We start from the raw sequence: 21,438 nt of genomic DNA on the forward strand, positions 1-21,438 counted from the left end.
GGGCTGTTTAGGTTTAAAAGAAAATATCACACAAGGATAAAACAAAAAATGCAATCTGCTGCTATTCGTCCGCTTGCACCCATGTTACCTAGAAATCTGTTTAATTCTGATCATGATGCATTTCGTGAGACTGTACGTAAATTTTATGAAAAGGAAGTCATCCCTTATACAGAACGATACGAGCAACAGCAGCATGTAGATCGTGATTTATGGAATAAAGCTGGAGCTCTGGGTCTGCTTTGCCCGACCATGCCAGAAGAATATGGCGGCGCTGGTGTAGACCGGCTTTATAGTATGATTTTGATTGAAGAACAGGCCTATGCGGGTGACTCAGCGACCGGTTTTTCTCTGCATTCTGATATTGTAGCGAATTATATTAATAATTTTGGTAATGAAAAACAGAAACAGTACTGGCTGCCACAAATGGCTACCGGCGAAGTAGTAACTGCTATTGCCATGACTGAACCGGGTACTGGTTCTGATCTTCAGGCAGTACGTACCTCGGCGATACTGGATGGGGATGAATATGTCATCAATGGTTCGAAAATATTCATTACCAATGGTTATCTTTGCGATATGGCAATTGTAGTCTGTAAAACCGGGAACAGTGATAAAGGTTCAGCAAACCTGTCTCTGATTATGGTAGAGGCTGGCCGTCCAGGTTTTAGCAAAGGTAAACCGCTCAATAAGATTGGTATGAAAGGCCAAGATACTTGTGAGCTATTTTTTGATAATGTCCGGGTACCTAAAGAAAATCTGCTGGGCATGGAAGGTATGGGCTTTATGATGCTCATGAAAGAGCTGGCATGGGAACGTATGCTAGTAGCAATCATTTGCCAAGCTGGTGCTGAAGCTGCATTTGCGCATACGGTACAATATACAAAAGAACGCAAAGCTTTCAGTAAACCGATAGCAACTTTCCAAAATACACGATTTAAGCTCGCTGAACTGCGTACAGAAATTGACATCGGCCGTACCTACCTGGACCGCTGTATGCAATTGCAGCTTGAGGCACAATTAGGTATTGATGCAGCAGCAGCAGCTAAATACAAGCTTTCTGATATGTATTCAAAAGTCGTGGATGAATGTTTACAGCTGCATGGTGGTTATGGCTATATGCTGGAGTATCCAATCGCACGTGCCTATATTGATCACCGCGCTAACCGAATTTATGCCGGTACCAATGAAATCATGAAAGAGTTAATTTCCAGAACATTATAAAATCTAAATTCTAATACTAAAAAAGGAGCTTTAAAGCTCCTTTTTAATTGGGATTATGAAACCAGTTTAGGTTTACGTTCTAGCTGTTTATCACGCTTAGTAAATTGCAAGATTCCATCTTCAAAGCTAGCCTGTTTCAGGGCTTTACGATCAGCCAGATAGTTATTAGTCACTTGCCAGGGTGCATGTTTCCCCTGCTTTGGAATTACGTCGGCAGCGCGACGGATATATCCTGCGGACAGGCTACCCATCACAGTATCCTGTTCAATCTCACTATGATCGGTAGGCGCTATCACTTCATCATAATGATGCTTATCCATATAATTAAGTAGTCGACAGATATACTCTGCTGCAACATCGACTTTTAATGTCCAAGAAGCATTAATATAACCAATAATCATTGCCATATTAGGTACGTCACTGATCAGAATACCGTTGTATAGCATATGTTCTGAGGTATCTATCGGTTGACCATCTACAGTTCCATGTATTCCACCCATAATCTGGATCTGCAAACCAGTTGCAGAGATAATAATATCTGCTTCCAGATGCTTGCCTGACTTTAACTGGATTCCTGTTTCAGTAAATTTTTCAATATGGTCGGTCTCGACACTGGCATGACCTTCACGCAAAGCTTTAAACAGGTCACCATCGGGCACGACACAAAGGCGTTGATCCCATGGGTTATAGCTTGGAGTAAAGTGTTTCATATCCACTTTACCTTTAAGCTGCAATTCGATCGATTTTAAAAGGAGCTTACGTACCAGTTTAGGTTGTTTCTGTGAGAGTGCATAGACTGCACGCTGCATACCAATATTACGTGCACGCGTCAGTTTATAAGCCATCTCTTCCGAAAGAGAACCACGCATTTTTTGATAAACAAAATCAATAGAAGGAATTGAAGCAATATAGGTAGGCGAACGCTGTAGCATAGTTACATGAGCCGCCCCCCCTTTCACCATAGAGGGTACGAGAGTAATAGCTGTTGCACCGCTACCTATCACAATGACTCGCTTGCCAGTATAGTCCAGCTTTTCTGGCCAATGCTGAGGATGCACCAAAGTACCTTTAAACTGGTCTTGTCCAGGGTACTCAGGCATAAAGCCTTCATCATAATTATAGTAACCGGTACAGCCGAGTAGAAAATTAGCGTACCAAGTCTGGTTCTGACCTTGCTGGTCTTCGATTTCCACTATCCAGAGTTTAAGGGCCGTATCATAATTCGCAGAAATTACCCGGTGTTTAAAATGAATTTTTCTGTCTAGGTGAAATTCATCCACAACCTCATGTAAATACTGGCATATTGAGGCACCATCTGCCAGAATTTTGGCCTTACGCCATGGTTTGAAATTATAACCAAAAGTCGACATATCCGAATCGGAGCGGATACCTGGATAGCGGAATAAATCCCAAGTTCCCCCGATTCCTTCACGTCTTTCTACAATTTCAAATGAGCGCTGGGGGCAGTTTTTAGAAAGATGCGCAGCCAGGCCCAAGCCTGAAATACCAGCTCCTACAATTAGAACATCAATGTGTTTATCCATTTTATTGTTATAACCTTGTTGAACACGATTATTTTATTAAAACACAAAATTGACAATAGGCAATGTCAAGTTTATGCAATTTATCTATTTTTCTTATCAGTTGAGGACAATTTTACATTTGGTCAGACAATCAATAAAAAAAGGCCGGTTAAAAACCGGCCCTTTTTTGAATAATAAAAATTATTCTGCAGAAGCTTGAACTTCGCGATCTACAAGCTCTACATAAGCCATCGGTGCAGCATCACCTGCACGGAAACCAGCTTTAAGAACACGTAGATAACCGCCGTTACGTTCTTTGTAACGAGGGCCAAGAACGGTAAATAACTTACCAACAGTTGCTGCTGAACGAGTACGAGCAAACGCTAAACGACGGTTTGCTACAGTATCGTTTTTAGCTAAAGTGATTAAAGGCTCAGCAACACGACGTAACTCTTTTGCTTTAGGCACAGTTGTTTTAATCAACTCGTGTTCGAACAAAGAATTAGCCAAGTTTTGGAACATCGCTTTACGATGACTGCTTGTACGGCCTAATTTCACACCACTATTACGATGACGCATGGTGATAGTCCTACTTAATTAACGGCTACGATAGGCAAAACGATCGTCCATACGCAGACTAGCCGGTGGCCAGTTCTCTAAACGCATGCCGAGTTGTAAACCTTTCGATGCCAAAACATCTTTAATCTCAGTCAACGATTTTTTACCTAGGTTTGGAGTTTTAAGTAACTCAACCTCAGTACGTTGAACAAGATCACCAATGTAGTAAATATTTTCTGCCTTCAAACAGTTAGCAGAACGAACAGTTAGCTCTAGATCATCCACTGGACGAAGCAAAATTGGGTCAACTTCTTCGCGAGGTTCTTGAGCCACAGGTGCCTGATCTTTCTGAAGATCAACAAAAATTGCAATTTGCTGTTGCAAGATTGTTGCCGCTTTGCGGATTGCTTCTTCAGGATCAACAGTACCGTTGGTTTCAAGATCAATGATTAGCTTGTCAAGGTCAGTACGTTGTTCTACACGAGCGTTTTCCACTGTGTAAGACACACGTTGAATCGGGCTATAAGAAGCATCTAACTGTAAACGACCGACTGGACGGGTTTCACCTTCCGGGAAACGTGAGTCAGAAGTCTCATAACCACGACCTTGAGCAACCTTCAAGCGCATTTTAATTGAGCCTGAAGCACTTAGTGTACCAATCAAATGCTCTGGGTTAACCACCTCAACATTATGAGGTAAACGCAGGTCAGCAGCAGTAATATCGCCTGGACCTTGTTTTTCTAATGTTAAGTAAGCTTCGTTTTGATCGAACAGCTTAATAGACAATCCTTTTAGGTTCAGCAAGAGCTCGACGATGTCCTGCTGCAAGCCTTCTAAAGTACTGTACTCGTGCTCGACACCTTCTATCTCTACTTCAACCACAGCAGCGCCAGGCAAAGAAGACAATAGAATGCGACGTAAAGCATTACCTAGAGTATGACCAAAGCCACGCTCTAAAGGTTCCAGAATCACTTTTGCCGAGGTCCCGCTTACCGCTTCGACCTTGATCGCTTGCGGAGTTAGAAACTCGTTTGCAGTACGCGTCATTATTGCTACCTCAAGGATTATTTAGAATACAATTCTACAATCAAGCTTTCGTTGATTTCAGCAGGTAAATCAGAACGATCCGGCGCAGCTTTAAACGTACCTTCAAACTTAGAATGATCAACTTCAATCCAAGCTGGAATTCCACGTTGAGCAGCTAATTCAATTGCGCTTTTAATACGTAATTGTTGTTTAGCACCTTCATGAACCGCAATAACATCACCAGCTTTTACTTGAATAGAAGCAATGTTTACACGACGGCCATTTAAAGTAATGCTACGGTGACTTACAAGCTGACGAGCTTCTGCACGTGTAGAACCAAAACCCATGCGATAAACAACGTTATCAAGGCGGCTTTCAAGCAGCTTCAACAGGTTCTCACCAGTTGCACCCTTAACACGAGCAGCTTCTTTATAGTAATTACTAAATTGACGCTCTAACACACCGTACATACGACGTACTTTTTGTTTTTCACGTAATTGTAGTGAGTACTCAGATTGCTTAGCGCGAGATTGCCCATGTTGGCCAGGCGCTTTAGCATGTTTTTTAGTTTTGACGTCAAAAGGTTTAACGCCAGATTTAAGTTGCAGGTCTGTCCCTTCGCGGCGAGAGAGTTTGCATTTTGGACCAATATAACGAGCCATGAATGTTTCTCCTTACACGCGACGTTTTTTAGGTGGGCGACAACCGTTGTGAGGGATTGGCGTCACATCGGTAATGCTATTAATCTTATAACCCACTGCACCTAATGCACGAACCGCAGACTCACGACCAGGACCAGGACCTTTTACAAGGACGTCCAGGTTTTTCAAACCGTAATCCAAAGCTGCTTTACCAGCAACTTCAGCAGCTACCTGAGCAGCAAACGGAGTTGATTTACGTGATCCACGGAAGCCTTGTCCACCTGAAGTGGCCCAAGCCAGTGCATTACCTTGACGATCGGTAATAGTCACAATGGTGTTATTAAAAGACGCGTGAATGTGTGCAACACCTTCAGAGACGGTACGAGTGACCTTCTTGCGTGTGCGAGTATCTTTAGCCATCTTTTAGCTTCCAGAAATCTTACTTTTTAATCGGTTTGCGCGGACCTTTACGGGTACGTGCGTTAGTTTTGGTGCGTTGACCGCGGACAGGCAAGCTACGACGATGACGAAGACCACGGTAGCAGCCTAAATCCATTAAACGTTTAATGTTCATGGAAATTTCGCGACGTAAATCACCTTCGGTTGGAACCTTGGCAACTTCTGCACGAATCGCATCAAGCTGAGCATCATCCAATTCACGGATCTTGACAGTCGGTGTGATGCCTGCAGCAGCTAAGATATTCTTAGCAGTGTGGCGACCGATACCAAAGATATACGTGAGGGAGATAACAGCATGCTTGTTATCCGGAATGTTTACACCGGCAATACGAGCCATTCACTTTCTCCAAAAAGGCAGTAGAGATAATCAACCGCCCCACAAAAATCTTGAGGGGCGGATATTAACCTAATTAGCCTACTGAAATCAACAGGTCTTGATCAGATTAACCTTGACGCTGCTTATGACGAGGTTCAGCGCTGCAAATCACGCGGATAACCCCATTACGACGGATAACTTTACAGCTACCACAAATTTTCTTTACAGAAGCTTGTACTTTCATGATGAAACCTCTAAGTGCGCTTATCCTTTAGGATGAGCAGTCGTTTTTCTCATTAAACTCTGGTTGTCATACTGATGCGAAGTCAGATGAGCCTGAAGCTGGGCCATAAAGTCCATAACAACCACTACCACGATGAGCAGGGAGGTTCCGCCTAAATAAAACGGAATACCAAATGAACTTTGCAATACCATCGGCATCAAGCAGATCACTGTAATATACATCGCACCGATGAAGGTCAGACGATTGAGAATATGATCTAAATAACGAGCAGTTTGCTCACCTGGGCGAATACCAGGCACGTAAGCTCCGCTGCGTTTTAAGTTTTCTGATACTTCTTTTGGACTAAAAACAAGTGCCGTATAAAAATAGCAGAAAAAGATAATTAACGCACCAAAGAGCACCAAATACAAAGGCTGTCCAGGCGATAATACAAGAGCCAAGTCTTGAAGACCACGTTTGATCATCCCTGCATTTGGATCAGCACTCCCTACCCACTGGCCCAAGCTTGCTGGAAACAGCAGCAAAGAGCTGGCAAAAATTGCCGGAATAACGCCTGCCATATTAATTTTTAATGGCAAGTGGGTTTGCTGAGCAGTAAATACACGACGGCCCTGCTGTTTTTGTGCATAGTTTACTGATATGCGGCGTTGGGCCTTTTCGATAAATACAATTGCGGCCAGCACCCCAAGTGATAACAAGCCAAAAATGACCAAGCCAATCAGGCTGGTCTGGCCGCTATCTACAGATGAAAGCGATTGCATAATCAGATTAGGTAAACCTGCTACAATACCTGCAAAAATAATCATGGAAATACCATTACCAACACCACGTTCGGTAATCTGTTCTCCAAGCCACATCAAAAACATGGTCCCTGCAACCAGAGAGGTTACAGCCGGTACATAAAAAGCCAAACCTGAAGTTAGGGTAATCCCCTGCCCAATCAAGCCGGCACACATGCCGGTTGCTTGCACTAAAGCCAGCAACAGTGTACCTTGCCGTGTGTACTGATTAATCTTACGCTTACCTTGCTCGCCTTCTTTTTTCAAGGCTTCAAGACTTGGAATCACGGTTGACATCAACTGCACAATAATCGAAGCAGAAATGTAGGGCATGATTCCAAGCGCAAGGATAGACATTCGCTCTAATGCCCCACCTGAAAACATATTAAACAAACCAAGGATCGTACCTTGGTTTGCATTAAATAGGTTTTCGAGCGCAGCATTATTAATGCCTGGTACTGGAATATGCGCTCCTAGCCGAAAGACCAACAATGCGCCGATCAGAAACATCATTCGACGAATAATTTCACGGTATTTCACATGAAAAGGTTGACCTTTCATCATGTTAACATGACTTGAAGAACCAGGAGACATAGACACTAGCGATTACTCCTCGACTTTGCCACCAGCAGCTTCAATAGCTGCTTTAGCGCCGGCAGTCAATGCAACACCTTGTACAGTGAAAGCACGAGTAATTTCACCAGAAAGTACGACACGAGCACGCAACATATCTTTACGTACTACATTCGCTGCTTTTAAAGTTTCAAGTGAAACAATATCACCTTCAACTTTAGCAAGTTCAGACAAACGTACTTCAGCAGTTTTTAAAGCGATTTGGCTAGTGAAGCCGAATTTAGGCAAACGACGGTAAAGTGCAGTTTGACCACCTTCGAAACCTGGACGTACACCACCGCTCTTACGTGATTTTTGACCCTTGACACCACGGCCACCGGTCTTACCAACGCCAGAACCGATACCACGGCCCAGACGACGGTTTTCACGTTTAGCACCTTCTGCAGGTGCAAGTTCATTTAAACGCAGAGTCATGGCTTATTCCTCTACACTAACCATATAGTAGACTTGGTTGATCATACCACGGTTAGAAGGCGTATCTTGCACTTCTACAGTATGACCAATACGACGCAGACCTAAACCTTTCAGGCTCAGCTTGTGATTTTTCAAGCGGTGCGATGAAGATTTAGTCTGGGTAACTTTAATCGTTTTCATGACTGATTACCCTTGAATTTGTTCTACTGATAGACCACGTTTCGCAGCAACTTTCTCAGGAGTAGTCATGTCACGCAAACCGTTAAAGGTTGCATTTACGACGTTTGCAGCGTTAGTAGAACCATAGCATTTCGTCAATACATTACGCACGCCTGCTGCTTCAAGAACAGCACGCATAGAACCACCAGCAATTACGCCAGTACCTTCTGATGCAGGTTGCATAAATACACGGCTTGCGCCATGACGAGCACGAACTGGGTGTTGCAGAGTACCATCGTTAAGTTCGATAGTGATCATGTTGCGACGAGCAGCTTCAAGTGCTTTAGAGATAGCAGCTGGAACTTCACGTGCTTTACCACGACCAAAACCTACACGACCATTACCATCACCCACAACAGTTAATGCTGTGAAAGAGAAGATACGACCACCCTTAACAACCTTGGCTACACGATCAACGGCAACCAGCTTTTCAACGAGACCTTCGTTTTGTTCAACTTTCGCCATGATTAGAACTCCAAGCCGCCTTCACGGGCAGCATCAGCCAAGGCTTTGATACGACCATGATATTTAAAACCAGAACGGTCAAATGCAACTTTAGTAACGCCAGCTGCTTTAGCTCGTTCCGCGATTAAAGCACCCACTTTAGTAGCTGCTTCAACATTACCGGTAGTACCACTACGCAGAGAGGCATCTAAAGTAGAAGCTTGCGCTAAAACTTTGCCACCATCTGCTGAGATAACTTGAGCATAGATGTGACGCGGAGTGCGGTTTACACACAAACGAGTCGCACCCAATGCACGAATGTGCAAGCGTGTGCTTTTCGCACGACGCAAACGGGATTGTTTCTTTTCGTTCATCAGAACCTCGCGCCTTATTTCTTCTTAGCTTCTTTACGAAGTACAACTTCATCCGAATAACGAACACCTTTACCTTTATACGGCTCAGGTTGACGATATGAACGGATGTCAGCAGCTACCTGACCTAACAACTGTTTATTCGCAGATTTAAGTACGATTTCAGTTGCAGTAGGAGTTTCTGCAGTTACGCCTTCAGGAAGGGAATAATCGATTGGGTGAGAATAACCAAGGTTCAGGTTGACAACGTCACCTTTAACCGCAGCTTTATAACCAACACCGATCAGTTGCAACTTGCGTTCGAAGCCTTCGTTAACACCTTTTACAAGGTTATTTAACACAGCGCGAGCAGTACCAGCTTGCATCCAAGCGTCTTTCGACTCTTTAACTGGAGCAATATGAAGCTGACCTTCTTCCTGTTTTAGCTCGACCAGCGCATGCAGGTTGAAAGACAAGTTACCTTTTGTGCCTTTCACTTCGACCTGCCGGCCGTTCTGAGTAACTGTAACACCGTTAGGTACAGTTACTGGGGCTTTAGCCACACGAGACATGAGGAATCACCTATTAAGAAACAAAAGCAATAACTTCACCACCGATACCTGCAGCACGTGCAGCGCGATCAGTCATGAGGCCTTTGCTTGTAGAAACAATTGCAATACCCAAACCTTGCTTAACGCTTGGAAGTTTATCTTTACCGCGATACTGGCGAAGACCTGGACGGCTTACGCGTTTCACAGTTTCGATAACTGGCTTGCCTTCAAAATACTTTAAAGTGATAGTCAAAGTAGGTTTGCCTTCAACATCAGCAACTTCCACATTTGAAATATAACCTTCTTGTTGAAGTACGTTAGCAATCGCAACTTTCAACTTAGAATTCGGCATAGAAACGGTTTGTTTCTTAGCCATTTGTGCGTTACGAACACGTGTTAGCATGTCGGCAACGGTATCTTGCATACTCATTATAGTCGCTCCTTACCAGCTTGCCTTAACAACGCCTGGTACATCACCTTGCATTACTGTATCACGTAGTTTATTACGGCCCAGGCCAAACTTACGGAAGTAACCATGAGGACGACCAGTTAAACCACAACGGTTACGAAGACGGATTGGAGATGCATTACGCGGCAATGCTTGTAATTTCATCATCGCTTCAAAACGCTCTTCGTCGCTTGCATTTACGTTTGCAATCGTAGCTTTTAATTCAGCACGTTTTGCAGCGTATTTAGCAACGGTTTTCTCGCGCTTTAATTCGCGATTAATCATACTTTTCTTAGCCATATCGACCTCTTATTTGAACGGGAAGCCGAATGCACGCATAAGCGCACGGCCTTCGTCATCGGTGCGAGCAGTCGTAGTGATGGTAATGTCCATACCACGAATACGATCAATCTTGTCAAAATCGATTTCAGGGAAAACGATTTGTTCTTTCAAGCCCATAGAATAGTTACCACGACCATCGAAAGATTTCGCTGAGAAACCACGGAAGTCACGGATACGAGGGATTGCGATTGAGATCAGACGGTCCAAGAATTCGTACATTTGGTCGCCACGTAAAGTTACTTTACAACCGATCGGCCAACCATCACGGATTTTGAAACCAGCGATTGATTTACGTGCAAGTGTTACCACTGGTTTTTGACCAGCAATTGCTTGCATATCAGATACAGCGCCATCTAATAATTTCTTATCAGTTGCAGCTGCACCTACACCCATGTTCAGGGTAATTTTAGTAATGCGAGGAGTTTCCATCACATTAGCAAGACCAAGTTCTTCTTTCAACTTAGTCTTGATTTCTTCATTGTAACGCGCTTTAAGTCTGGCCATTGCCCATTCAACCTATTACTTCGCTACCGCCACTGATTCACCGTTAGATTTATAAACGCGAGTTTTCACACCGTTTTCATCTACGCGGTAACCAACACGGTCAGCCTTTTGGGTTGTAGCATTAAAAACTGCCACGTTTGAGATATGAAGCGAAGCTTCCTGAGTAACAATACCGCCTTCAGCGCCAGTTACACGGTTTGGCTTTTGATGCTTCTTCACCAAGTTAAGGCCTTCAACCTTAACACGGTCACCAGAAACAGACAGAACAGTACCCTGTTTGCCTTTTTCTTTACCTGCGATCACGATTACCTGATCGCCTTTTTTAATCTTAGCCATGATTGCCTCTTATAGAACTTCAGGAGCCAGTGAAATAATTTTCATGAACTGTTCAGTACGAAGTTCACGAGTCACTGGTCCGAAAATACGAGTGGCAATCGGAGCTTTATTGTTGTTTAACAATACAGCAGCATTGTCATCAAAACGGATCAAAGAACCATCCGGACGACGGATACCGAACTTAGTACGTACCACAACTGCATTCATTACGTCGCCTTTTTTAACACGGCCACGTGGAATTGCTTCTTTTACAGTAACTTTAATAATGTCGCCAACAGAAGCATAACGACGATGTGAGCCACCAAGTACTTTAATACATTGTACGCGGCGTGCACCACTGTTGTCTGCTACGTCGAGCATCGTTTCGGTTTGAATCATTGCCCTACTCCAAAACCGAGCATCACCGGTCACAATTTCGAAAGGCTCAAAGAGTACTTGAAATTGTCCGATGATGCAACAAGAACGTCTAATTACTCAGCAGCTGCTTCAACAACTTCAACCAATGTCCATGACTTGGTTTTAGAAATTGGGCGGCTTTCTTTAATGGTCACAAGGTCGCCAAGTTTAGCAACGTTGTTCTCATCATGAGCGTGTAATTTAGTTGAACGGCGAATAAGTTTGCCATACAACGGGTGTTGAACGCGGCGTTCAATAAGCACAACAATAGACTTGTCCATTTTGTCACTTACGACTTTGCCGGTTAACGTGCGGACTGTATTTTCACTCATTGTCCGTTCCCCTGTTTTTCGGTAAGGAGTGTCTTGATGCGAGCAATCGCCTTGCGAGCAAGTTGCACTTCGTGCGATTTACCCAACTGACCAGTTGCTTTCGCCATACGAAGACGGAATTGGTTAAGCTGCTGCTCATCAAGCAAAGCTTTCAATTCTTCTACCGATTTTTCACGTAGATCTTTAGTTTTCATTACATTACCGTCCGAGTCACGATAGTGGTTTTAAACGGAAGCTTAGCAGCAGCAAGCGTAAATGCTTCACGTGCCAGTTCTTCGTTCACACCTTCCATTTCGTACAGGATCTTACCTGGTTTGATTTCGCAAACCCAATATTCCACGTTACCTTTACCGTTACCCATACGAACTTCTAATGGCTTTTCAGTAATTGGTTTGTCCGGGAATACACGGATAAAGATTTTACCACCACGTTTAACACGACGGCTAATGGTACGACGCGCAGCTTCGATTTGACGCGCAGTCATACGACCACGGCCAGTAGCTTTGAGTGCGATAGAACCAAATGATACTGTACTTCCACGATGTGCTAGACCAGTGTTACGGCCTTTTTGCACTTTACGGAATTTGGTACGTTTAGGTTGCAACATGGATTATTCTCCCTTGTCTGCAGCACGGTCCGAACGACGACCACGACGCTCTTGACCTTCACCACGCCCACGACCGCGTTTAGCTGGACGCTCTTCAGCTGGAGCAGGGTTCATGACTTGTTTCATGCCACCCAAGATCTCACCACGGAAGATCCAAACTTTAACACCGATTGTACCGTAAGTTGTTTCAGCACGCATGGTAGCGTAGTCGATGTCAGCACGAAGTGTATGTAAAGGTACACGACCTTCACGATACCACTCAGTACGAGCGATCTCTGCACCACCTAAACGGCCAGAAACTTCAACTTTGATACCTTTAGCACCAGCACGCATCGTATTTTGTACCGCACGCTTCATAGCACGACGGAACATAACGCGTTTTTCCAGTTGAGAAGCAATCGCTTCAGCAACTAAACGAGCATCCAAGTCTGGACGATCAATTTCATTGATGCTTACTTGCGCTGGAACACCCATGATGTTGGTAAGTTCGCGCTGTAATTTCTCAATATCTTCGCCTTTTTTACCGATTACGATACCTGGACGAGCAGTGCTAATAGTTACTTTAGCAGCGCCTGTAGGACGTTCGATAAGAATATTGCTGATCATCGCGCTTTTAAGTTTTTTAGTTAAAAACTCACGTACTTGAAGATCTTTAAGCAAATATTCAGCGTATTGTTTCGGATTCGCATACCAGTTAGCGTTATGACGTTTCACAACACCTAGGCGGATACCGATTGGATGAACCTTCTGACCCATATCAAACCCCTACCTTAACGGTGATGTGACAAGTACGCTTAGTAATACGATCTGCACGGCCTTTAGCACGTGGCATAATGCGTTTCAGGCTCATGCCCTCATCCACATAAATCGTAGAAACTTTAAGGTCGTCTACATCTAAACTGTTATTGTGTTCAGCGTTTGCAATTGCAGATTCCAAAGCTTTTTTTACCAGTACCGCAGCTTTTTTATTGCTGAAGTTCAAGATATTAAGCGCGTGAGCAACAGATTTGCCACGAATAAGGTCCGCAACCAAACGAGCTTTTTGTGCCGAGATAGCGGCACCGCGTAATTTAGCAGTAACTTCCATCATAGCACCTTAACGTTTAGACTTCTTGTCAACACCGTGACCACGATAGGTACGAGTTGGCGCGAATTCACCGAGTTTATGACCAACCATATGTTCAGTAATAATTACTGGAACATGGTTACGACCATTATGAACAGAAATTGTTAGACCAACAAAGTCTGGGAGGATCATCGAACGACGCGACCAAGTTTTGATCGGCTTACGGTTATTAGCCGCAACAGCCGCTTCAACCTTAGCGAACAAGTGCGCATCGACGAATGGGCCTTTTTTCAGAGAACGAGGCATTAGTCAGATTCCTTTACTTGTTACTTAACGCGACGGTCGCGAATAATCATCTTAGTCGTACGCTTGTTGGTACGTGTCTTGTACCCTTTAGCTTTTTGACCCCATGGGCTTACAGGTTGAATACCTTTGTTACGCCCTTCACCACCACCATGCGGGTGATCAACTGGGTTCATCGCCATACCACGTACGGTAGGACGAACACCACGCCAGCGTGCAGCACCAGCTTTACCTAGTGAGCGAAGGTTGCTTTCTTGGTTAGAAACTTCACCAATTACAGCACGGCATTCAACGTGAATTTTACGCATTTCGCCTGAACGCAGACGAACAATTGCGTAAGAACCGTCACGACCCAACAACTGAACAGAAGTACCAGCAGAACGTGCTAACTGCGCGCCTTTACCAATTTTCAGTTCGATGTTATGTAGTGTAGAACCAAGTGGCATATTGCGAAGTGGCAAGCAGTTACCGGTACGAATTGGAGCATCGTTACCAGACTGTACTTTATCGCCAGCACGCAGACCTTTAGGCGCGATGATATAACGACGTTCACCGTCAGCATACTTCAGCAATGCGATGTGTGCGGTACGGTTCGGATCGTATTCAATACGCTCTACAGTCGCAGGAATACCATCTTTGTTACGTTTGAAGTCTACGATACGATAGTGCTGTTTATGACCACCACCAACGTGACGAGTTGTAATGTGACCATTGTTGTTACGACCACCAGTACGTTTCTTAGCTTCAACCAACGGAGCATAAGGAGCGCCTTTGTGAAGATGGTCGTGAACGACTTTCTCTACAAAGCGACGTCCTGGAGACGTTGGCTTACATTTTTGAATCGGCATAATTTTCGTCCTTATTCCGCTGCGCTTTCAGCGGTATCGCCCAAGTCAGCCATTTCAACATCTTGGCCAGCTTTCAGGGTGACGTATGCTTTTTTAACATCAGAACGACGTCCCAATGTTTTACCAAAGCGTTTAGACTTACCTTTAGTAATAGTCGTGTTTACTTTAACCACTTCTACACCAAAGAGTTGTTCAACTGCTTTTTTGATTTCAAGCTTGTTTGCATCAATCGCAACCTTGAATACTTGAACACCAGCAGTTTCACCTAAAACTTGTGCTTTTTCTGAGAAGACTGGTCCTTTCAGAATCTGATAGATACGTTCGTTGTTCATCCGAGTTCTACCTCAATTTTCTTAGCAGCAGCTACAGACATTACAACTTTATCGAACGCGATCAGGCTTACAGGATCGATTGCAGTTGCATCTACCACATCAACGTGTGGAAGGTTGCGTGCTGCAAGATATAAGTTCTCATCTACCGCATCAGTAACGATCAATGCGCGAGGTGCGTTCAAGTCGTTCAGTTTTGCAAGCAATTCTTTAGTTTTAGGAGCAGAAACCTGAAGCTCTTCAACCAAAACCAAGCGATCTTGGCGAACAAGTTCAGCCAGGATACATTGCATTGCACCGCGGTACATTTTGCGGTTAACTTTTTGAGACCAGTCTTGTGGACGAGCAGCAAAAGTTTTACCGCCGCCAACCCAGATTGGGCTACGAATAGAACCAGCACGAGCGCGGCCAGTACCTTTTTGACGGAATGGTTTTTTACCACCGCCAGATACGTCAGCACGTGACTTTTGAGCTTTTGAGCCTTGACGACCACCAGCTAAGTAAGCTGTAACAACTTGGTGTACAAGTGCTTCGTTAAACTCACGTCCGAAGGCAACTTCAGACAACTCAACAGCAGAGCCGGAAACAGTATTTAAATTCACGTTATTTCCCCTCAGGCCTTGATGGTAGGACGAACGATCACGTCGCCACCAGTTGCACCAGGAATAGCACCCTTAACAACTAAAACAGAACGTTCAGCGTCAATAGATACAATTTCAAGACCTTGTACTGTTACGCGTTCATCACCTAGGTGACCGGCCATTTTTTTGCCTTTGAACACGCGACCAGGAGTCTGGTTTTGACCTGTAGAACCTAAAACACGGTGAGAAACAGAGTTACCGTGAGTAGCATCTTGCGTACGGAAGTTCCAACGCTTCACACCACCTTGGAAACCTTTACCTTTTGATTGACCAGTTACGTCAACGATCTGACCTACTGCGAACAAATCAACACCGATAGAAGCACCAACTTCACGACCTTCAAGCTCTGCTTCAGTAACACGAAACTCTTTAACCAGACGACCAGCTGCCACGCCTGCTTTCGCAAAGTGACCTTTTTGACCGTTAGTAACGCGAGATTCGCGACGTTCACCAGTAGTTACTTGAATTGCTTGATAACCATCAGTTTCAAGCGTTTTGATTTGCGTGATGCGGTTTGGATCAACTTCGATCACTGTAACTGGCACAGAGACGCCGGCTTCTGTGAAGATACGGGTCATACCGCACTTGCGACCGACTAAACCAATAGCCATGTGTGTAAACCTCTAAAAAAGCGGCTTAATTAACTTAGGAGCTAATTAACCGAAAGCCTTAACCCAATGCGATCTGAACGTCAACACCAGCCGCAAGATCCAATTTCATCAGCGCATCAACAGTTTTGTCTGTTGGCTGAACGATATCGATCAGACGTTTATAGGTGCGGATTTCGTACTGATCACGCGCATCTTTGTTTACATGCGGTGAAGTAAGAACGTTGAAGCGTTCGATGCGAGTAGGCATCGGAATTGGACCACACACTTGTGCGCCAGTACGCTTAGCGGTTTCTACGATCTCTTGAGCAGATTGATCAATCAGACGATGATCAAAAGACTTAAGACGGATACGGATTCTCTGGTTAGACATACCAGTAAACTCCAAGCCAAAATATATAAAGAATCACCCTTGACGCACCTCACCTATTGGTAAGTGTCAAAGGCAGTGAAAATCACTAAGGTCATGATCGATGCCACGACTGTCACGATCCTAACGACTTTATTCGCCGTTAGTGCCCCAAATTTAGGGGTTGCTCATTATAACGATTGTTTAACTCTTACGCAATTCTCTTTTTCAATTTTCCTGATTTTATCTGGGTTATTTGATATTTAAGGAGCACTGGCATGTTAACTACGTAATACGTATTGAATCGCTTCATTCAAAATGGAATTCCCCACGACAAACTGTTCGGAAACCGATTTTTTTAAGTGTATGGCGGATTGTATGTAATCACCATTGAATATGGATAACTCTTCATCATCATCCAGAAAAAGCCTCAAGGTATTTGGAGTGATTTCTGGATGGAACTGGAAACCAAGTACATTTTTTCCGATCTGGTACATCTGGTTGGCACACGCAGGATTTTCTGCTAACTGGATAGCGCCGTGAGGAATTTCAAATGTTTCCCGATGCCACTGCATTACTTCAAACTGGGCAGGTAGAGCAAAACAGTCTTTGGGAACAGTTCGGCTACGGTAAACTGTAGTCCAGCCAAGCTCCTGATGATTAGGCTTAACTTTTGCACCCAGCGCATTGGCAATCAACTGTCCGCCCAGACACAGACCAATTGCCGGTTTTCCAGCTGAAATATAACGGCGAATCCACTGCTTTTCTACTTTTAGCCATGGATAGAGTGCTTCATCATTTACACTCATCTTTCCACCCATGACAATTAGCAAGTCGACATCATCAATATCAGGCAGAGCCTCAAGATCTACGGGAAGGTTAAAAGGCAAGGCAAAAAATTCTGTTGCACTAATCTGGGCTTGATGCTGACGTAAAAAATCGTAACAACTTCCAAAACCCTCACCGGCAATGTGTTGAAAATAATGGACCTTTAAATTTTTTTTCATAGTATTTATTGACCAATCATTAATGTATTAGCCAAATATTTGCAAAAATGACGCCAATTTTGGATAAGTGAAAAATTGATTACGCATTTTCACAAATTCATTTGCAAAATCTGGAAAAATCACTTTATCTGTCATTTTAATCCACATTAGCGTTACCAGTTTATTATGTCTAAAATTCAGAATAAACAGACGTGTCTAGTTCACGCACCACGTAAAGCTCCACAATATATTGAAACAGTGCAGCCTCCCCTCTTTCGTGCATCCACTATCATTTTTAAAAACACCGATGCCCTGTTTAACCGGCACTGGACTGATGCATATGATTATAGTTATGGCACACACGGTACACCGACAACTTTTACCCTAGCAGATAATATTGCCCAGATTGAGGGTGGACAGCACAGTCTGCTTACCCCTAGCGGGCTATCAGCAATTAATCTGGTCAATTCCTGTTTCTTAAGTCACGGGGATGAGGTGTGGGTTCCAGACAATATTTATGGTCCAAACATGGAGCATTTGCGCAATCTGCATCAACGTTATGGTATTGAGGTTAAAATTTATAATGCGCTGGAGCATGAAAGTTTTCAGCCTACTTCAAAAACCAAACTTTTATGGCTGGAAGCAGCAGGATCAGTCAGTCTGGAGTTTCCAGATTTAAAGAGACTGGTTAGAAAAGCCCGGCAGTCAGGAATACTTACTGCACTAGATAATACCTGGGGAGCCGGTCTTGCTTTTAATGCTTTTGATTTTTCTGATGAGCATTTGAGTGTAGATCTGACAGTCCATGCCCTGACCAAATACCCAAGTGGCGGTGCTGACATTCTAATGGGAAGTGTAGTTACACGTGACCGGAAACTATATCAACAACTGTTTCGCATGCATGCCATTCAGGGAATCTCGATTTCTGGAGATGATGCAGCCCAAATACAACGCAGTCTGGCTCATATGCAACTTCGCTATCAGCAGCAGTCCACCAATACCATCGTGCTCTTGAACTGGTTGAAGCAGCAGCCTGAGTTTGTACAGGTATTACATCCCGCAGATGAAAATTCACCCGGTCATCAATATTGGAAAGAAACCTGTATAGATAAACAAAGTGCCGGACTAGTCAGCGTTATTTTTAAACCTGAATATGATCTTGAGTCAGTACGAAAATTTTGTGACCAGCTCAGACTCTTTAAGCTAGGCTTTAGCTGGGGTGGACCGGTCAGTTTAGTTATGCTGTATCAGCTCAAAGAGATGCGTACGCTTGAATGTACCCACCTAAAAGAGGGTGTTTTAGTCCGTTTTTGTATTGGCCTTGAAGCTGTAGATGACCTGATAACCGATATTCAGCAAGCTTTACAGGTTCTAAGATAGTTTTAATTAAGGAGATCTTACTCTCCTCTTTTTTTATTCATGTTATAAAAATTATATTCTTAATGGGCTGATTAAATTTAATTAACAGTAGATTATTCAATATAACTACAATTTTTCGCTTTTATTTATGATTATTTCATATTTAATTAGAACCACTTATCTTAAACCATAAAAAAAATATGGTTTTTGTATGAGCAATCTATTGCATAACAATTTTTAAAAATGTATTTTAAATATATCTTTTTAGATACCTTGAGATTCTCAACATGAATTCACAACAAATCGAACTGGTCCAATCTACTGTTCCTGTACTGCGTGAAAATGGTGTGGCACTAACCAGCTATTTCTACAAACGCATGCTAAACAACCATCCAGAATTAAAAAATGTCTTCAATCTGGACCATCAAAGTACAGGACGCCAGCCACGCGCACTGGCTGCTGCGGTACTAGCTTATGCAGAGCACATTGAGAATCCTGCTGTTTTAGCTAAGGCCGTTGAACGCATCACTACCAAACATGTCAGCCTCGACATTCAACCTGATCAATATGCAATCGTGGGTGATAATTTATTGCATTCGATTAGTGAAGTACTGGATGTACCATTTGAATCGGAATTGATCGAAGCATGGAAACAGGCTTATTTACAATTGGCAGATATTTTAATTGGGGTGGAAAAACAGAAATACAGCAATCTGGCAGAGCATCAAGGTGGTTGGGCTGGCTGGCGTCCTTTCAAGATTACACAGGTTGAAGATGTAGAAGGTGGTAAACGCTTTACCATAGAATCAGCAGATGGCCAGCCAATTTCTCCGGCTGATGCGGGCGCGTTTATTTCAGTCCGTGTCCATGTTCCTGGTCAGGAACTGTTACAACCATTACAGTTCAGTTTTCAGGAAGCTCAAGAAAATAGTTATACATTTGTGGTCAAGCCTGACCCAACCCCGACGGAATACTCTGTAGAAGACATTCTGCTTAATCACTATAAAGCAGGCGACCAGGTAGATGTGACTGCGCCGGTAAGTTTTTGATCTTATGAATATAAAGATTTATATAATGTACTGAAAGTTTCTTTCGGGAAGCTTTCAGGCTAAGATAGTGTCCTATTTTCCTGTTTCCAAAGCTGGCTGGTCATGCAATTAAATAAATTCACTGATTATGCTTTGCGTAGCTTGATGTATATTTCACGTCCAAGAAATACGCCATATACCATTGCAGAAATTGCAGTAGATCTACAGATTTCCCATAATCATCTGGTCAAGATTGTACATTTTATGGGTAAACAGGGCTGGCTGATTACATTACGTGGCAAAGGGGGCGGTATTCAGCTGAATCCGCAGGCACTTGATTCACGTGTAGGCGATATTGTTCGGATACTGCAAGGTGACCAGCCAATTGTAGAATGTAATTCACCGCCTTGTGTGCTCCGTTCGGATTGTGGCCTTAAAGGTATTTTAGATACAGCAGTTGAACAGTTCTATCAGAGTCTGAACCAATATACATTAGGCCAGGTTCTAAATATTCAGCCTGTTCAACCACATCTCTCTACTCATTCAGCAATTGCTTTACTTAATCTTTCCTGAATTTTTGCTAATCTGTATAACTTGATAGTACAAGATTCGCGAGAATCCTTTACTTCCTTTATACTAGGCGCTGTAATCTCAGTAACGCAAGTGAAGTGCTATGCATCGCAGCAGTGGTAAATCTAAAAACAGTAAAACGGCGCAGGCGCCTAGGCAGAAAATCAGCTATGAAAAAGCGCTGGACCCTGCTATTACCGAATACTCTGTACGGGCACTAAACTGGTTACGTAAAGCCGAGTTCCTGATGAGTGCACCCAAGCTTTCGCTTTGTGTTGAAGATACCGGTTACGAAATTGCATTTGCAGGTCGTTCAAATGCTGGAAAATCCAGTGCCATTAATGCATTAACCAACCAAAAACAACTAGCACGTGCCTCTAAAAAGCCTGGCCGTACCCAGATGATCAACTTTTTTAGTCTGGGTAACCCTGACCAGCGTCTGGTAGATTTACCTGGTTATGGTTATGCGGCCGTTCCAGAGACCATGAAAATTGTCTGGCAAAAAGAACTGGAAAATTATCTGATTCACCGTGAAAGCCTGCAAGGTTTAGTACTACTCATGGATATCCGTCATCCGTTACAGCATTTCGATACCATGATGCTGGAATGGGCACATTCCCGGAAACTGTTTGTACATATCCTGTTGACGAAAGCAGACAAGTTAAACCGCGGTCCGGCTAATAAAACTTTGCTTGAGGTCAAGCAGGAATTGAAGAAGATGAAGCTCAATTTCTCGATCCAGCTATTTTCTTCATTGAACAAACAGGGGTTAGAAGAGCTGGCCAGTGTTATGGCGGGTCGTCTGAACTTTACGCTAGAACAGTCTACACAGTTTGATCTGGACAGTATTCCAGAAGCAGTTGAAGAAGATGAAGCGGATACTGTAGAAGAGCTGGAAGACTTTTTACCAGAACAGCACGCTGAACAAAAACCAGAATAACCCGGTAAAGATACAGAAATTATCCTACCGGAATATATTATTTCTCCGGTAGGAATACTTTGCAGTCC

35 protein-coding genes are annotated in these 21,438 nt (G+C 43.5%); 5 read left to right on the forward strand and 30 right to left on the reverse strand.

The features are described 5' to 3' along the window. The first annotated feature begins 48 nt into the window (after nucleotides 1-48). A complete protein-coding gene (locus tag AC0VYT_RS12570; protein WP_005018376.1) occupies nucleotides 49-1,221 on the forward strand; it encodes an acyl-CoA dehydrogenase family protein in 1,173 nt (390 codons plus the stop codon). Nucleotides 1,222-1,274: 53 nt separating this feature from the next. Here the strand turns inward: AC0VYT_RS12570 and AC0VYT_RS12575 are convergent, their stop codons facing one another. The 30 genes from AC0VYT_RS12575 to AC0VYT_RS12720 form a co-directional block, all read right to left on the reverse strand. Beyond that, complete coding sequence (locus AC0VYT_RS12575; protein WP_005018375.1) at nucleotides 1,275-2,765, reverse strand: flavin-containing monooxygenase; 1,491 nt, start codon at nucleotides 2,763-2,765, stop codon at nucleotides 1,275-1,277. A gap of 180 nt (nucleotides 2,766-2,945) precedes the next feature. Further along, the gene (gene rplQ, locus AC0VYT_RS12580) at nucleotides 2,946-3,323 is read right to left on the reverse strand and encodes a 50S ribosomal protein L17 (protein WP_005018373.1); all 378 of its coding nucleotides are present in this window, start codon (nucleotides 3,321-3,323) and stop codon (nucleotides 2,946-2,948) included. 18 nt (nucleotides 3,324-3,341) lie between these two features. After that, on the reverse strand, nucleotides 3,342-4,349 hold the full coding sequence (locus AC0VYT_RS12585) for a DNA-directed RNA polymerase subunit alpha (RefSeq protein WP_005018365.1): 1,008 nt from the start codon (nucleotides 4,347-4,349) through the stop codon (nucleotides 3,342-3,344). A gap of 17 nt (nucleotides 4,350-4,366) precedes the next feature. After that, a complete protein-coding gene (gene rpsD / locus AC0VYT_RS12590; protein ID WP_005018363.1) occupies nucleotides 4,367-4,990 on the reverse strand; it encodes a 30S ribosomal protein S4 in 624 nt (207 codons plus the stop codon). 12 nt (nucleotides 4,991-5,002) lie between these two features. Beyond that, the gene (rpsK, locus tag AC0VYT_RS12595) at nucleotides 5,003-5,389 is read right to left on the reverse strand and encodes a 30S ribosomal protein S11 (protein WP_001040166.1); all 387 of its coding nucleotides are present in this window, start codon (nucleotides 5,387-5,389) and stop codon (nucleotides 5,003-5,005) included. 19 nt (nucleotides 5,390-5,408) lie between these two features. Next, the gene (gene rpsM / locus AC0VYT_RS12600; protein WP_005018362.1) at nucleotides 5,409-5,765 is read right to left on the reverse strand and encodes a 30S ribosomal protein S13; all 357 of its coding nucleotides are present in this window, start codon (nucleotides 5,763-5,765) and stop codon (nucleotides 5,409-5,411) included. Nucleotides 5,766-5,871: 106 nt separating this feature from the next. Further along, nucleotides 5,872-5,988 (reverse strand): 50S ribosomal protein L36, encoded by a 117-nt coding sequence (gene rpmJ, locus AC0VYT_RS12605; protein ID WP_000867907.1) that lies wholly within the window; start codon nucleotides 5,986-5,988, stop codon nucleotides 5,872-5,874. 20 nt (nucleotides 5,989-6,008) lie between these two features. After that, nucleotides 6,009-7,328 carry a preprotein translocase subunit SecY gene (gene secY / locus AC0VYT_RS12610; RefSeq protein ID WP_171053907.1) on the reverse strand — a complete coding sequence of 440 codons (1,320 nt, stop codon included), beginning with the start codon at nucleotides 7,326-7,328 and terminating at the stop codon, nucleotides 6,009-6,011. 45 nt (nucleotides 7,329-7,373) lie between these two features. After that, nucleotides 7,374-7,814 carry a 50S ribosomal protein L15 gene (gene rplO / locus AC0VYT_RS12615; RefSeq protein ID WP_005018359.1) on the reverse strand — a complete coding sequence of 147 codons (441 nt, stop codon included), beginning with the start codon at nucleotides 7,812-7,814 and terminating at the stop codon, nucleotides 7,374-7,376. 3 nt (nucleotides 7,815-7,817) lie between these two features. After that, nucleotides 7,818-7,994: a 50S ribosomal protein L30 gene (gene rpmD / locus AC0VYT_RS12620; RefSeq protein ID WP_005012961.1), complete on the reverse strand. Its 177-nt coding sequence runs from the start codon at nucleotides 7,992-7,994 to the stop codon at nucleotides 7,818-7,820. 6 nt (nucleotides 7,995-8,000) lie between these two features. Continuing rightward, nucleotides 8,001-8,498: a 30S ribosomal protein S5 gene (gene rpsE / locus AC0VYT_RS12625; RefSeq protein ID WP_005018357.1), complete on the reverse strand. Its 498-nt coding sequence runs from the start codon at nucleotides 8,496-8,498 to the stop codon at nucleotides 8,001-8,003. Nucleotides 8,499-8,500: 2 nt separating this feature from the next. Further along, nucleotides 8,501-8,851: a 50S ribosomal protein L18 gene (gene rplR, locus AC0VYT_RS12630; protein WP_005018355.1), complete on the reverse strand. Its 351-nt coding sequence runs from the start codon at nucleotides 8,849-8,851 to the stop codon at nucleotides 8,501-8,503. A gap of 14 nt (nucleotides 8,852-8,865) precedes the next feature. Further along, a complete protein-coding gene (gene rplF, locus AC0VYT_RS12635; RefSeq protein WP_005018353.1) occupies nucleotides 8,866-9,399 on the reverse strand; it encodes a 50S ribosomal protein L6 in 534 nt (177 codons plus the stop codon). A 13-nt stretch (nucleotides 9,400-9,412) separates the two neighbouring features. Then, entirely contained in the window at nucleotides 9,413-9,808 is a 396-nt protein-coding gene (gene rpsH / locus AC0VYT_RS12640; RefSeq protein WP_005018351.1) for a 30S ribosomal protein S8, read from the reverse strand. Nucleotides 9,809-9,820: 12 nt separating this feature from the next. After that, the gene (rpsN, locus tag AC0VYT_RS12645; RefSeq protein ID WP_005018349.1) at nucleotides 9,821-10,126 is read right to left on the reverse strand and encodes a 30S ribosomal protein S14; all 306 of its coding nucleotides are present in this window, start codon (nucleotides 10,124-10,126) and stop codon (nucleotides 9,821-9,823) included. Between the two features lie 9 nt (nucleotides 10,127-10,135). Beyond that, on the reverse strand, nucleotides 10,136-10,672 hold the full coding sequence (gene rplE / locus AC0VYT_RS12650) for a 50S ribosomal protein L5 (protein WP_005018347.1): 537 nt from the start codon (nucleotides 10,670-10,672) through the stop codon (nucleotides 10,136-10,138). 15 nt (nucleotides 10,673-10,687) lie between these two features. Continuing rightward, complete coding sequence (gene rplX, locus AC0VYT_RS12655; protein WP_005018346.1) at nucleotides 10,688-11,008, reverse strand: 50S ribosomal protein L24; 321 nt, start codon at nucleotides 11,006-11,008, stop codon at nucleotides 10,688-10,690. Between the two features lie 9 nt (nucleotides 11,009-11,017). Beyond that, complete coding sequence (gene rplN, locus AC0VYT_RS12660; protein WP_005018345.1) at nucleotides 11,018-11,386, reverse strand: 50S ribosomal protein L14; 369 nt, start codon at nucleotides 11,384-11,386, stop codon at nucleotides 11,018-11,020. 92 nt (nucleotides 11,387-11,478) lie between these two features. Next, nucleotides 11,479-11,736 carry a 30S ribosomal protein S17 gene (gene rpsQ / locus AC0VYT_RS12665; protein WP_005018344.1) on the reverse strand — a complete coding sequence of 86 codons (258 nt, stop codon included), beginning with the start codon at nucleotides 11,734-11,736 and terminating at the stop codon, nucleotides 11,479-11,481. Beyond that, nucleotides 11,733-11,930 carry a 50S ribosomal protein L29 gene (gene rpmC, locus AC0VYT_RS12670; RefSeq protein ID WP_005018343.1) on the reverse strand — a complete coding sequence of 66 codons (198 nt, stop codon included), beginning with the start codon at nucleotides 11,928-11,930 and terminating at the stop codon, nucleotides 11,733-11,735. The genes rpsQ and rpmC overlap by 4 nt, the downstream gene beginning before the upstream one ends. Then, nucleotides 11,930-12,343 carry a 50S ribosomal protein L16 gene (gene rplP / locus AC0VYT_RS12675; RefSeq protein WP_005018339.1) on the reverse strand — a complete coding sequence of 138 codons (414 nt, stop codon included), beginning with the start codon at nucleotides 12,341-12,343 and terminating at the stop codon, nucleotides 11,930-11,932. Before rplP ends, rpmC begins: the two co-directional genes overlap by 1 nt. 3 nt (nucleotides 12,344-12,346) lie before the next feature. Beyond that, nucleotides 12,347-13,099 carry a 30S ribosomal protein S3 gene (rpsC, locus tag AC0VYT_RS12680; RefSeq protein ID WP_005018336.1) on the reverse strand — a complete coding sequence of 251 codons (753 nt, stop codon included), beginning with the start codon at nucleotides 13,097-13,099 and terminating at the stop codon, nucleotides 12,347-12,349. 1 nt (nucleotide 13,100) lies between these two features. After that, nucleotides 13,101-13,430: a 50S ribosomal protein L22 gene (gene rplV / locus AC0VYT_RS12685; RefSeq protein ID WP_001982638.1), complete on the reverse strand. Its 330-nt coding sequence runs from the start codon at nucleotides 13,428-13,430 to the stop codon at nucleotides 13,101-13,103. Between the two features lie 9 nt (nucleotides 13,431-13,439). Further along, a complete protein-coding gene (gene rpsS, locus AC0VYT_RS12690; protein WP_004985338.1) occupies nucleotides 13,440-13,715 on the reverse strand; it encodes a 30S ribosomal protein S19 in 276 nt (91 codons plus the stop codon). A 20-nt stretch (nucleotides 13,716-13,735) separates the two neighbouring features. Beyond that, on the reverse strand, nucleotides 13,736-14,560 hold the full coding sequence (gene rplB, locus AC0VYT_RS12695; RefSeq protein ID WP_005018335.1) for a 50S ribosomal protein L2: 825 nt from the start codon (nucleotides 14,558-14,560) through the stop codon (nucleotides 13,736-13,738). 11 nt (nucleotides 14,561-14,571) lie between these two features. Next, complete coding sequence (gene rplW, locus AC0VYT_RS12700; protein ID WP_005018334.1) at nucleotides 14,572-14,892, reverse strand: 50S ribosomal protein L23; 321 nt, start codon at nucleotides 14,890-14,892, stop codon at nucleotides 14,572-14,574. Beyond that, nucleotides 14,889-15,491 (reverse strand): 50S ribosomal protein L4, encoded by a 603-nt coding sequence (gene rplD, locus AC0VYT_RS12705; RefSeq protein WP_005018333.1) that lies wholly within the window; start codon nucleotides 15,489-15,491, stop codon nucleotides 14,889-14,891. Before rplD ends, rplW begins: the two co-directional genes overlap by 4 nt. Nucleotides 15,492-15,502: 11 nt before the next feature. Further along, nucleotides 15,503-16,141 carry a 50S ribosomal protein L3 gene (gene rplC / locus AC0VYT_RS12710; protein WP_005018329.1) on the reverse strand — a complete coding sequence of 213 codons (639 nt, stop codon included), beginning with the start codon at nucleotides 16,139-16,141 and terminating at the stop codon, nucleotides 15,503-15,505. A gap of 58 nt (nucleotides 16,142-16,199) precedes the next feature. Then, nucleotides 16,200-16,511, reverse strand: coding sequence for a 30S ribosomal protein S10 (gene rpsJ, locus AC0VYT_RS12715; RefSeq protein WP_000070912.1), 312 nt, complete (start codon nucleotides 16,509-16,511; stop codon nucleotides 16,200-16,202). A 257-nt stretch (nucleotides 16,512-16,768) separates the two neighbouring features. Next, nucleotides 16,769-17,494: a type 1 glutamine amidotransferase gene (locus AC0VYT_RS12720; protein ID WP_005018327.1), complete on the reverse strand. Its 726-nt coding sequence runs from the start codon at nucleotides 17,492-17,494 to the stop codon at nucleotides 16,769-16,771. 165 nt (nucleotides 17,495-17,659) lie between these two features. On the opposite strand from AC0VYT_RS12720, the gene AC0VYT_RS12725 reads away from it, so the two are divergent. The 4 genes from AC0VYT_RS12725 (at nucleotide 17,660) to yihA (ending at nucleotide 21,370) form a co-directional block, all read left to right on the forward strand. After that, the gene (locus AC0VYT_RS12725) at nucleotides 17,660-18,853 is read left to right on the forward strand and encodes a PLP-dependent transferase (protein WP_005018326.1); all 1,194 of its coding nucleotides are present in this window, start codon (nucleotides 17,660-17,662) and stop codon (nucleotides 18,851-18,853) included. Between the two features lie 266 nt (nucleotides 18,854-19,119). After that, complete coding sequence (locus AC0VYT_RS12730) at nucleotides 19,120-19,881, forward strand: globin domain-containing protein (protein WP_005018325.1); 762 nt, start codon at nucleotides 19,120-19,122, stop codon at nucleotides 19,879-19,881. 102 nt (nucleotides 19,882-19,983) lie between these two features. Next, complete coding sequence (locus tag AC0VYT_RS12735; protein ID WP_005018324.1) at nucleotides 19,984-20,433, forward strand: RrF2 family transcriptional regulator; 450 nt, start codon at nucleotides 19,984-19,986, stop codon at nucleotides 20,431-20,433. A 100-nt stretch (nucleotides 20,434-20,533) separates the two neighbouring features. After that, a complete protein-coding gene (yihA, locus tag AC0VYT_RS12740; protein WP_005018323.1) occupies nucleotides 20,534-21,370 on the forward strand; it encodes a ribosome biogenesis GTP-binding protein YihA/YsxC in 837 nt (278 codons plus the stop codon). The last annotated feature ends 68 nt before the right edge of the window (nucleotides 21,371-21,438 follow it).

It is taken from the genome of Acinetobacter sp. QJM3NY_42 (assembly GCF_056173745.1).

Coding starts and splice junctions, on each gene's coding strand:
- AC0VYT_RS12570 (WP_005018376.1), top strand. CDS start 49: ATGCAATCTGCTGCTATTCGTCCGCTTGCACCCATGTTACCTAGAAAT.
- AC0VYT_RS12575 (WP_005018375.1), bottom strand. CDS start 2,765: ATGGATAAACACATTGATGTTCTAATTGTAGGAGCTGGTATTTCAGGC.
- rplQ (WP_005018373.1), bottom strand. CDS start 3,323: ATGCGTCATCGTAATAGTGGTGTGAAATTAGGCCGTACAAGCAGTCAT.
- AC0VYT_RS12585 (WP_005018365.1), bottom strand. CDS start 4,349: ATGACGCGTACTGCAAACGAGTTTCTAACTCCGCAAGCGATCAAGGTC.
- rpsD (WP_005018363.1), bottom strand. CDS start 4,990: ATGGCTCGTTATATTGGTCCAAAATGCAAACTCTCTCGCCGCGAAGGG.
- rpsK (WP_001040166.1), bottom strand. CDS start 5,389: ATGGCTAAAGATACTCGCACACGCAAGAAGGTCACTCGTACCGTCTCT.
- rpsM (WP_005018362.1), bottom strand. CDS start 5,765: ATGGCTCGTATTGCCGGTGTAAACATTCCGGATAACAAGCATGCTGTT.
- rpmJ (WP_000867907.1), bottom strand. CDS start 5,988: ATGAAAGTACAAGCTTCTGTAAAGAAAATTTGTGGTAGCTGTAAAGTT.
- secY (WP_171053907.1), bottom strand. CDS start 7,328: ATGAAAGGTCAACCTTTTCATGTGAAATACCGTGAAATTATTCGTCGA.
- rplO (WP_005018359.1), bottom strand. CDS start 7,814: ATGACTCTGCGTTTAAATGAACTTGCACCTGCAGAAGGTGCTAAACGT.
- rpmD (WP_005012961.1), bottom strand. CDS start 7,994: ATGAAAACGATTAAAGTTACCCAGACTAAATCTTCATCGCACCGCTTG.
- rpsE (WP_005018357.1), bottom strand. CDS start 8,498: ATGGCGAAAGTTGAACAAAACGAAGGTCTCGTTGAAAAGCTGGTTGCC.
- rplR (WP_005018355.1), bottom strand. CDS start 8,851: ATGAACGAAAAGAAACAATCCCGTTTGCGTCGTGCGAAAAGCACACGC.
- rplF (WP_005018353.1), bottom strand. CDS start 9,399: ATGTCTCGTGTGGCTAAAGCCCCAGTAACTGTACCTAACGGTGTTACA.
- rpsH (WP_005018351.1), bottom strand. CDS start 9,808: ATGAGTATGCAAGATACCGTTGCCGACATGCTAACACGTGTTCGTAAC.
- rpsN (WP_005018349.1), bottom strand. CDS start 10,126: ATGGCTAAGAAAAGTATGATTAATCGCGAATTAAAGCGCGAGAAAACC.
- rplE (WP_005018347.1), bottom strand. CDS start 10,672: ATGGCCAGACTTAAAGCGCGTTACAATGAAGAAATCAAGACTAAGTTG.
- rplX (WP_005018346.1), bottom strand. CDS start 11,008: ATGGCTAAGATTAAAAAAGGCGATCAGGTAATCGTGATCGCAGGTAAA.
- rplN (WP_005018345.1), bottom strand. CDS start 11,386: ATGATTCAAACCGAAACGATGCTCGACGTAGCAGACAACAGTGGTGCA.
- rpsQ (WP_005018344.1), bottom strand. CDS start 11,736: ATGAGTGAAAATACAGTCCGCACGTTAACCGGCAAAGTCGTAAGTGAC.
- rpmC (WP_005018343.1), bottom strand. CDS start 11,930: ATGAAAACTAAAGATCTACGTGAAAAATCGGTAGAAGAATTGAAAGCT.
- rplP (WP_005018339.1), bottom strand. CDS start 12,343: ATGTTGCAACCTAAACGTACCAAATTCCGTAAAGTGCAAAAAGGCCGT.
- rpsC (WP_005018336.1), bottom strand. CDS start 13,099: ATGGGTCAGAAGGTTCATCCAATCGGTATCCGCCTAGGTGTTGTGAAA.
- rplV (WP_001982638.1), bottom strand. CDS start 13,430: ATGGAAGTTACTGCTAAATTACGCGGTGCCGCTATCTCGGCACAAAAA.
- rpsS (WP_004985338.1), bottom strand. CDS start 13,715: ATGCCTCGTTCTCTGAAAAAAGGCCCATTCGTCGATGCGCACTTGTTC.
- rplB (WP_005018335.1), bottom strand. CDS start 14,560: ATGCCGATTCAAAAATGTAAGCCAACGTCTCCAGGACGTCGCTTTGTA.
- rplW (WP_005018334.1), bottom strand. CDS start 14,892: ATGAACAACGAACGTATCTATCAGATTCTGAAAGGACCAGTCTTCTCA.
- rplC (WP_005018329.1), bottom strand. CDS start 16,141: ATGGCTATTGGTTTAGTCGGTCGCAAGTGCGGTATGACCCGTATCTTC.
- rpsJ (WP_000070912.1), bottom strand. CDS start 16,511: ATGTCTAACCAGAGAATCCGTATCCGTCTTAAGTCTTTTGATCATCGT.
- AC0VYT_RS12720 (WP_005018327.1), bottom strand. CDS start 17,494: ATGAAAAAAAATTTAAAGGTCCATTATTTTCAACACATTGCCGGTGAG.
- AC0VYT_RS12725 (WP_005018326.1), top strand. CDS start 17,660: ATGTCTAAAATTCAGAATAAACAGACGTGTCTAGTTCACGCACCACGT.
- AC0VYT_RS12730 (WP_005018325.1), top strand. CDS start 19,120: ATGAATTCACAACAAATCGAACTGGTCCAATCTACTGTTCCTGTACTG.
- AC0VYT_RS12735 (WP_005018324.1), top strand. CDS start 19,984: ATGCAATTAAATAAATTCACTGATTATGCTTTGCGTAGCTTGATGTAT.
- yihA (WP_005018323.1), top strand. CDS start 20,534: ATGCATCGCAGCAGTGGTAAATCTAAAAACAGTAAAACGGCGCAGGCG.